The 6,205-nt window shown below is 59.7% G+C and carries 4 protein-coding genes; 3 read left to right on the top strand and 1 reads right to left on the bottom strand.

Annotated features, from left to right (window positions below; translation table 11 throughout):
- On the bottom strand, positions 1-350 hold a 350-nt coding region (locus AB4Z52_RS14565; RefSeq protein ID WP_442218628.1), incomplete at its 3' end, for an NAD(P)-binding protein.
- Between the two features lie 259 nt (positions 351-609).
- Between AB4Z52_RS14565 and AB4Z52_RS14560 the strand changes: the two genes are divergently transcribed.
- From AB4Z52_RS14560 to AB4Z52_RS14550, 3 genes are all read left to right on the top strand, one after another.
- Positions 610-1,398: an SDR family oxidoreductase gene (locus tag AB4Z52_RS14560; RefSeq protein ID WP_442218627.1), complete on the top strand. Its 789-nt coding sequence runs from the start codon at positions 610-612 to the stop codon at positions 1,396-1,398.
- Positions 1,399-1,849: 451 nt separating this feature from the next.
- Positions 1,850-3,082 (top strand): efflux RND transporter periplasmic adaptor subunit, encoded by a 1,233-nt coding sequence (locus AB4Z52_RS14555; protein ID WP_442218626.1) that lies wholly within the window; start codon positions 1,850-1,852, stop codon positions 3,080-3,082.
- Positions 3,079-6,192 (top strand): efflux RND transporter permease subunit, encoded by a 3,114-nt coding sequence (locus AB4Z52_RS14550; protein ID WP_442218625.1) that lies wholly within the window; start codon positions 3,079-3,081, stop codon positions 6,190-6,192. Before AB4Z52_RS14555 ends, AB4Z52_RS14550 begins: the two co-directional genes overlap by 4 nt.
- Positions 6,193-6,205: the final 13 nt, after the last annotated feature.

Here is a 6,205-nt window from a genome sequence, read left to right as displayed (position 1 = left end):
ATGTAATTGCCGTGATTGTTCATCAATGGCGGCATGAGGAAATTCGGCAGTCGGATCGAACCCGCAGGGCCGAGAAATAGGAAATGGTCGGCCGTGACTTCGCTCTTGAATGGATGCCCCTCCTCATTGCGCCAGCCCGGCAATAGGCGGTCGATGCCGATCGGATCGACGACGGCGCCGGAGAGAATGTGCGCACCGACCTCCGCACCCTTTTCGAGCACGACGACGGTCAGATCGGGGTTGACCTGCTTCAGCCGGATCGCCGCGGACAGGCCTGCCGGACCGGCCCCGACGATGACCACGTCGAATTCCATGCTCTCGCGTTCGGGCAGTTCGGTTGCATCAGTCATTCATCGTCTCCGAATTGGCCGGGCACACGGCCGCTTGCCCCATTTGTGATCTATCTCTTCTCAAAACGAACGGAAAATGTCGAGCCGGGAAGCGACAGGCAATCTCTCAATTTGCGCAAATGCGGCGCGAGTGCTTGCGTCTCGCAGTCTCAAAACAGCTGGACGGCTTTGGGCGACATGCTTTAGCGCTTCCATTCCGAGGCTCCTGCGATCTATATCGTCAGAGGCCATCGGGTCAGGCAGCAAAGGACGCACGATAATGGATTTGGGTATCAAGGGAAAACGCGCACTTATCCTTGCCTCCTCGAAGGGCCTCGGCCACGGCATTGCCGTCGCCTTGGCTCGCGAAGGCGCAGACGTCCTCCTTTGTGGCCGCAGCGGCGATCGGCTGGCGGCAAATTGCGCCGCGATCAATGCCGAGGGCAACGGCAAGGCCGAATGGATATCGGCTGACCTCTCGGACGCGGCCTTTGTCGAGACCATGGCACAGGGGGTCGCGGAGAAATTCGGTGGGCTCGACATTATCGTCAACAATTCGGGCGGACCCACACCGGGCACCACCGAAGACATGACCGCGGAAAAGCTCGAGAGCTATTTCCTGTCGATGGTCTCCCGCATCATCACGCTCTCCAATACGCTGCTGCCCGGCATGAAGGCGCAGAGCTGGGGCCGTATCCTCACGGTTGCCTCTTCCGGCGTCATCGAGCCGCTTGCCAATCTTGCGCTATCGAACACGCTTCGCCCAGTTTTGGCGGGCTGGAGCAAGACCCTGGCATCGGAGGTCGCCGGCATGGGCATCACCGTCAACATGCTCCTGCCGGGCTCGATCGCAACCGATCGTCTCGACGTTCTCGACGGTGCGGCCGCCAAGCGGACCGGACGGAGCATCGAAGATATCCGGGAGGAAAGACAGGCGCGTATTCCCGCCGGCCGTTATGGGCGGGTGGAGGAATTTGCAGCGACCGCTGCATTTTTGTGCAGCCAGCCGGCAAGCTACGTCACCGGCACAATGGTGCGCTGCGATGGCGGCGCTGCGCGCTCGCTCTAGGCGGAACCGATCACCGCAGTTGCGAAGGCAGCTTGTTGCGAACACTCCAGGGAGTGGTGGTGTTCGAATTCTGTTGCTATTCGGACTACTAAGATGCGCGCCGGTCACAATTAAGTGTTCAGGCGACAGCCCCAGGTAATACGATCGATATTAATACTATCGATGCGATAAGATGCCGGCTTTATTGACCGAAGTTCACGCTTTGTTGCACCTGCGAAGCCACGCCGCCTACGCAAAGCTTTCCAAGCTTTAATTTTTCACCGGATCGAACTGTGGTAAGTTTCGGCCGAACAATGCGTCGCAAATTTACATTGTATGGAAAAGATCGCCAGCGTCAGCGGTAACAGCGATGTGATTGTCTGCGTTAAAAACTGTCTTGTTTGCGTCGCAGTATTTCACTCTAGCTGCGCACGTAAGCTCCCGAAACGCGCCTGGACCGGTTTTATAAAATATGAAGAAATTCTGGCTCGCATTAAGCCTTCTCGCCGTTGCGGTTCTGGCAGTCTGGTCGTACCGCGATCGCATCCCTTATGTTGCCGCACTGATCGATCAGGCGTCCGCGGCGACAAAGTCCGCAAGCAGCACGCAAAAGCCGAAGCGCGAGGCACCGCCGACAGTCGTCAAGACAGTTGCCGCGGTCCGTCGCACGCTACCGACTGATATAACAGCTACCGGCTCGGCAGTGGCGCAGGACACGACGACGATCGCTGCCCAGGAAGCGGGGATCATAACGTCGGTCCAGGCACAGGATGGGGCAATGGTGAAGACCGGCGACCTGATTGCCACGCTCGATGCGCGCACGGCGCAGGCGGCGGTCGACAAGGACAAGGCGCAGCAGAGCAAGGATGAGGCAGCGCTTGCCCAGACGGAAAGCGCGCTGACCCGCGCGCAAAGCCTGTTGAACAGCGCCGGCACGCAGCAGACCGTGGATCTTGCCCGGGTTGCGCGGGATACGGCGAGCGCCGATGTCAACAGCGACAAGGCACAGCTTGCTGCCGACCAGGTGCTTCTCGAACACACTCAGATACGAGCGCCATTCGACGGCAGGCTCGGCGCCGTCGCTCTAAGCCTTGGCGCCTATGTCAGCCCCGGAACGGCTATTGTCTCGATTGCCCAGTATGATCCGGTCTATGTCAATTTCCATTTGCAGGAGAGCCATCTTCGCGAATTGAAGGACGCGCTTGCCGGCGGCCCGGTTGCGGTCTCCACAATTCCCCGGTCCGACAAGGGCAAGTCACGCCAGGGGCAGGTGAGCTTCTACGACAACAATGTCGACGCCGCATCCGGAACGATCCTCGTCAAAGCCAAATTTGAAAACAGCAATGGCGCCATCTGGCCAGGCCAATCGATCAATCTTGTCATGCACTTCAACAATACGGATCAGAGCATCGTCGTGCCAACGGTTGCGGTCAATCCGGGTGCTGACGGCTTCTTTGCCTATGTCATCAAGGACAGCAAGGTGAAGCTGACGCCGGTGACCGTGGAACGCGCGAACGGTGGTTTCACTGCCATCGCCACGGGCATTTCAGAAGGCGACCATCTCGTGGTCGAGGGACAGGTTCAATTGTCCGACGGCCAGAAGGTCACCGAGCAGTTCAACGATGGTGCGACGCAGAACCTCGCCTCGGCCGCCACCAAGGCTAATCAACAGAACGAAACGATCGCGGTTGGAGCCGGCCAATGATCCCGAATTTCTGTATTCAGCGCCCGGTCGCCACCACGCTCCTTGCTCTCGGCGTCGTGCTTGCGGGTCTTGCCGGCTACCGCCTGGTGCCGGTGGCAGCATTACCGCAGGTCGATTTCCCGACTGTGAATGTCTCGGCGCAGCTGACGGGCGCGTCGCCGCAGACGATGGCGACATCCGTGGCAACGCCGCTGATCAAGGAATTCGAGACAATTCCCGGTATCAGCGAAATCAGTTCGACCAACTCGCTTGGCAATACCAGCATCGTCCTGCAGTTCGACCTCAATCGCAATATAGATGCTGCCGCCGCCGACGTTCAGGCGGCAATTTCGCATGCGACGCGGCAGTTGCCCAACAACCTTACCGTCCCGCCGAGCTATCGAAAGACCAATCCGGCCGACGCGCCGGTGATGCTGCTTGCCATCCAGAGCGATACGATGCCGCGCAGCAAGCTCGATTCGATCGCCGAAGACATCATTTCGCCGTCGCTTTCCACCCTTCCCGGCGTCGCCGAAGTTACCGTGTTCGGCGCACAGACCTATGCCGTCCGCGTCGAGGTGGATCCGAACAAGCTTCAAAATCGCGGCATTGGCATCGATACGGTCAACACCGCGATCGTCAATGCCAACAGCCAGGTTCCGGTCGGCACCCTGCAGAACGATTCGCAGAGCATGACGATCACCGCGAATACCCAGCGCACCAACGCGCAGGAATTCAAGTCGCTGGTGATCGCCTCGCCCAACGGCGCACCGATTCACCTGTCGGATGTGGCGGATGTCCAGGACAGCGTCGAAAACCTGAACACCGGCAGCTGGTATGACGGAAAGCGCGCCATCATTCTGGCTATCCAGCGCCAGCCCGACGCCAACACCGTCGACGTCGTCGATTCGATCAACGCCAAATTGCCGGGCCTTACAGCCGAGGTCCCCGGTTCTGTTTCGATGAAGGTGATGAACGATTCGGCAAAGCCGATCCGCGACGCGATCTCCGACGTCAAATTTACGCTGATGCTGACGATCGGCCTCGTCGTGCTCGTCATCTACCTGTTCACCGGTCATCTCACGGCGACGATCATTCCGGGCCTTGCCGTGCCGCTGTCGCTGATAGCGACATTCGGGGCCATGTATGTGCTTGGCTACAGTGTCGACAACATATCGCTATTGGGACTGACGCTCGCGGTGGGGCTGGTGGTCGACGACGCTATCGTCATGCTGGAAAACATCCTCCGGCATGTCGAGGAAGGCATGCCGGCCATGCAGGCGGCGATCAAGGGCGCAGCGGAAGTCAGCTACACGATTATATCGATGTCGGTGTCGCTGATCGCGGTCTTTATCCCGATCCTTTTGATGGGCGGCGTTGTTGGGCGCATCTTCAACGAGTTCGGCATGGTGGTTGCCATCGCCATCGTCTCGTCGGCAATCGTTTCGCTGACGGTGACGCCGATGCTGAGCGCACGTCTCTCCGGCGGCCACAGCCTGCCGCCGTGGCCCGTCCGCGTGTTCAACGCCGGCTTCGAGCGCACCCAGCGCGGATATGACAAGGGTGTCAGCTGGTGCCTGAGACACCGGCCGACGATCCTGCTGGTATTCCTGGGCTCGATCGCCCTGACAGGCTACCTGTTCATGGTTCTACCGGCGAGCTTCTTCCCGACCGAAGATATCGGGCGACTGTCGATCTCGACGCGAGCGCGCCAGGATATCTCCTACCCGGCTATGCGCGACCTGCAAAACCAGGCAGCGGCGCTGGTCAAGCAGAACCCTGCCGTCAACCACGTCATGTCGATCGTTGGCGGCAATGCGCGTCAGCCTTTGAACAACGGCACGATGTATGTCGAGTTGAAGGATAAGAAGGATCGGCCGCCGCTGGACCAGACATTGCGTGAACTGCGCGCAAGCATCAGCAAGATTGCCGGCATCCAGGCCTTCATCACGCCGCAGCAAAGCCTGCGCTTCGGGGGCCGCCAGACCGCCAGTCAGTATCAGCTTGTCATCCAGGCCCTGAGCGCCGATCAGACCAACCTTTGGGCCGGCAAGATCCAGGATGCAATGAGCCACGACAGCCGCTTCGTCGATGTGACCTCGGACGCGCAAAACAACGCGCTCCAGGCCAATATCGTCGTCGATACGGAAAAGGCGGCCTCGTTCGGCATCAATGACAGCGAGCTCAGAACGACGCTCCAGGAATCGTTCGGCGGGTATGCCGCAGCGCAGATACAATCCACGGGCGACAGCTACGACGTGCTTGTCGAATACGATACAAGCAAGCCCTGGGACGACGGAAAGCTTCAGGAAATACGGGTCATGTCCAGCAATGGCAGCCTGGTTCCGCTTGCCAACTTTGCCAGCGTCGAACGCAACACAGGACCAGTCACGATCAACCAGACCGGACAGCTGGTATCGACCACGGTATCGTTCAATCTGCCGGCCAGCGTTGCACTCGGCGATGCGACGGCACAGATCGATGTGATCAAGCAGCAGATCGGCGTGCCGACCGACGTGTTCACGTCTTATGGCGGCACGGCGCAGATCTTCCAGGATTCTCAGGGCAGCACGCCGCTATTGATCCTCGCAGCGGTCCTGACGATCTATGTTGTTCTCGGCGTTCTTTACGAGAGCTTCATCCACCCTCTGACCATCCTCTCCGGTCTGCCGGCTGCAGCACTCGGTGCGCTTCTGGCGCTCAAGGTCATGGGCTTCGACCTTTCGATCATCGCACTGATCGGCCTGTTGATGCTGATCGGCATCGTCAAGAAAAATGCGATCATGATGATCGACGTGGCGCTGGAGACGCTTCGAACCGAGAAGATGTCGCCATCCGAAGCCATCCACGAGGCGTGCATCCGGCGGTTCCGCCCGATCATGATGACGACCTTCTGCGCGCTGCTCGGTGCATTGCCGATCGCGCTCGGCGGCGGCGCGAGCTCGGAACTGCGCCAGCCCCTCGGTATCGCCGTGGTCGGCGGTCTGATCGTCTCGCAGGCACTGACGCTGTTCATCACGCCCGTCATCTTCGTCGAGATGGACCGCCTCAACAACTGGGTCAAAAATCTCGGCCGGAAAAAGCCGAAGGAGCGGGAGGAACATGTTCCGGCAGCGATTGCCGCCGAATGATCCTGGACGGGCG

The sequence above is a fragment of the Rhizobium sp. 2YAF20 genome (assembly GCF_052114685.1).
Classification (GTDB): domain Bacteria; phylum Pseudomonadota; class Alphaproteobacteria; order Rhizobiales; family Rhizobiaceae; genus Rhizobium.
This window is presented reverse-complemented; position numbering and strand designations above follow the sequence as displayed.